Origin of the sequence: Terrisporobacter sp. (genome assembly GCF_017888745.1) — a bacterium.
Taxonomy (GTDB): domain Bacteria; phylum Bacillota; class Clostridia; order Peptostreptococcales; family Peptostreptococcaceae; genus Terrisporobacter.
This window is the reverse complement of record NZ_JAGHFM010000339.1, coordinates 1-2,780: the sequence shown is the minus strand read 5'-3', so window position 1 is coordinate 2,780 and position 2,780 is coordinate 1. Positions and strand designations below refer to the sequence as shown.

The 2,780-nt window shown below is 27.1% G+C and carries 4 protein-coding genes; 3 read left to right on the top strand and 1 reads right to left on the bottom strand.

Features of this window, described 5'->3' with window-relative positions; translation table 11 throughout:
• The first annotated feature begins 79 nt into the window (after positions 1-79).
• The gene (locus tag J7G74_RS15125) at positions 80-1,279 is read left to right on the top strand and encodes a cation:proton antiporter (protein ID WP_297136857.1); all 1,200 of its coding nucleotides are present in this window, start codon (positions 80-82) and stop codon (positions 1,277-1,279) included.
• A 64-nt stretch (positions 1,280-1,343) separates the two neighbouring features.
• On the opposite strand, the gene J7G74_RS15120 is transcribed toward J7G74_RS15125, so the two are convergent.
• Positions 1,344-1,883, bottom strand: a complete 540-nt coding sequence (locus tag J7G74_RS15120) for a metal-dependent hydrolase (protein ID WP_297136855.1) — start codon at positions 1,881-1,883, stop codon at positions 1,344-1,346.
• A 141-nt stretch (positions 1,884-2,024) separates the two neighbouring features.
• Here J7G74_RS15120 and J7G74_RS15115 point away from each other — a divergent pair, with 141 nt between their 5' ends.
• Entirely contained in the window at positions 2,025-2,498 is a 474-nt protein-coding gene (locus J7G74_RS15115; protein ID WP_297136853.1) for a pyridoxamine 5'-phosphate oxidase family protein, read from the top strand.
• A gap of 109 nt (positions 2,499-2,607) precedes the next feature.
• On the top strand, positions 2,608-2,780 hold a 173-nt coding region (locus tag J7G74_RS16855), incomplete at its 3' end, for a DUF1540 domain-containing protein (RefSeq protein WP_297136858.1).

Genomic DNA, 2,780 nt, shown 5'->3' with positions numbered 1-2,780 from the left:
TAATGCTGATGACTTCTGTGATTAAAATTATCGCAGGAATCGTCAGCTTTTTTTATGCGTAAAAAATAGGGAGGTTTGCATGTTAACAAGTTTATCATTAATTTTTTTAATAGGTCTATCTATGGGAAGTATTTTTAAAAAGCTTAAACTACCAAGCCTAATAGGTATGATTTTTGCAGGTATAATACTTAGTCCTCATATGTTTAATTTGCTGGATGAATCTGTACTTACAATTTCGCCAGATTTGAGAAAACTGGCACTTGTAATTATATTAACTAGAGCAGGATTATCATTGAACCTTGATGATTTAAAAAAGGTTGGTAGACCTGCTATACTTATGTGTTTTATTCCTGCATCTCTTGAAATATTAGCAGTTATAATTATTGCACCAAAACTATTAGGAGTTACTATTTTAGAAGCTGCTATTATAGGAGCTGTTATTGCAGCAGTTTCTCCAGCTATAATAGTACCTAGAATGATAAACCTAATTGATAAAAAAATAGGAACAGAGAATTCTATTCCACAGCTTATCATGGCAGGAGCATCAGTAGATGATATCTTTGTAATTGTTTTATTTACAGCTTTCACAGGTCTTGCAGGTGGAGATAATATATCTGTTTTAAGTTTTGCTCAAATTCCTATTTCTATAGTGATGGGAATTATATTTGGTGTAATATCAGGAATAATATTGATTAAATTATTTAAAAATTTTCATATGAGAGATTCCATAAAAATAATAATAGTACTTAGCATTTCTTTTTTATTATTAGAATGTGAGATTCTTTTAGAAGGGATATTACCTATGTCAGCTCTTCTTGCCATAATGAGTATGGGAATTGTATTTAAGCAAAAATATGAAGTTTTAGCTATAAGACTATCTAATAAATATAATAAACTTTGGATAGCTGCTGAAGTTTTACTATTTGTTTTAGTAGGAGCTACTGTAAATATATCATATGTAACTACTTCAGGGGTTATAGTGATAGGAGCAATACTATTTGCCATGATATTTAGAATGATAGGTGTTCTTATTTGTTTATTAAAAACAAAATTATCTATGAAAGAAAGATTATTTTGTATGATAGCTTATACTCCAAAGGCTACTGTTCAAGCAGCTATTGGAAGTATTCCTTTATCAATGGGACTAGAATGTGGAAATTTAGTTTTAACTGTAGCTGTTCTTTCAATACTTATAACTGCACCTTTTGGATCTATAGGTATAGATAAGACTTATGAAATATTGTTATGCAATAATGAATGTTATAATAAGAAAAAATAGCATAGATATTACTAAGAATAATTATAAAAAATTCTCAGCATAAAATTAGTATGCTGAGAATTTTTTATAATGTAAATAAATAAAATCTATATCCAATTAAAAATACTACTAATATGTTTAATAGTTTACATATGTTTTTTTCTGTTCTAGAGCTGGTTTTTATAGGTAGCACAGAAAAATTAGTTTCAATTGGGTAAAATAATTCAACACCTTCTTTTGTGAGCAAATCAAGAATAATATGAGAAAGTATTCCTATGATAAATCCACTGAATAAACATAAAAATGCTATATTAAAATCACTACAGATTAAAATAGAATTAAAAAAATACATTAAAAATGCTAAAAATACTAAGCTATGTGTAAACCCTCTATGTCTTAGTCTTTTACCGAATATTTTATATATAATAGGAAATCTCTTACTAATGTATGATCCTTTCATATCTATATCACATGCAAGTGAACCAATATTAGTGAAATAGGCATATATAAATAAAAGGATTACACGATAAAAAAAATTATATTCAATTATGTATGTGTTATAAATATAGGGAAGAAGTAATAAGGCAAGAATATATCCCCCCTTTACGTGTGTTTCTTTCGTCATAATTCCTCCAGATGTTATTTTTTTCTAATATGTATTATTATATAGTAAAGTAGTTCTTATTTCAAAACATTTGTTTGATAAAAGTCGAATATATATTTATTCTATAATAAAATTATAAATATACTAAATTTAGGAGGGTGTATGTTTCCAGAGTTAAGAAAAAAGAAAAGATCATTAAGTAAAGAAGAAAGTATAAAAGTATTAATTAAAGGACAAGAAGGTATTTTATCAACAATATGTGAAAATGGATATCCATATGGTGTAGCAGTGAATTTTGTTTATCATAATGATTGTGTTTATTTTCACTGTGCTAATAAGGGGTATAAATTAGACAATATAAAAAACAATAATAAAGTATCATTTTTTGTAAGTACAGATATGGAAATAGTCCCAAATGAATTTACTACAAGATACTCAAGTGTAGTAGTTTTTGGAAGAGCCACTTTAGTTGGACGTGAAGAAAGAAGAGAAGCTTTAATTGCTATTGGTGAAAAATACTCTAAAAATTTTATGGAAGAAGGTATAAAATATATAGATAAGGCTTTAGATGCTTGTAGTGTAGTTAAAATAGAAATAGATCATATGACTGGAAAATGTAGTAATAAAAATAATTAAATGTAAATTTTTAGTCATAGTGAATTAAAAAGGTAGAATAAGAGTTTAAATAATTATTTTTTATTTTTAGTACATAATAATATAGAGATTATTTTGGAGGTAATTTAACATGAGAGAGATAAAAAATAAACATTTAAGAGATGCTTCTACTTTTTACTGTAAGGCAACTAACTGCGCTCATAATAAAGAAGCTGAATGTATGGCAGGTGCAATAAGTATAGCGGGCAGTCATGCAACAAAAACATCAGAAACTACTTGTGCAACATTTATTGAAGAAGGTGG

Excerpts from the sequence above, each read along its gene's own strand:
- J7G74_RS15125 (WP_297136857.1), top strand. The coding sequence starts at position 80 with ATGTTAACAAGTTTATCATTAATTTTTTTAATAGGTCTATCTATGGGA.
- J7G74_RS15120 (WP_297136855.1), bottom strand. The coding sequence starts at position 1,883 with ATGACGAAAGAAACACACGTAAAGGGGGGATATATTCTTGCCTTATTA.
- J7G74_RS15115 (WP_297136853.1), top strand. The coding sequence starts at position 2,025 with ATGTTTCCAGAGTTAAGAAAAAAGAAAAGATCATTAAGTAAAGAAGAA.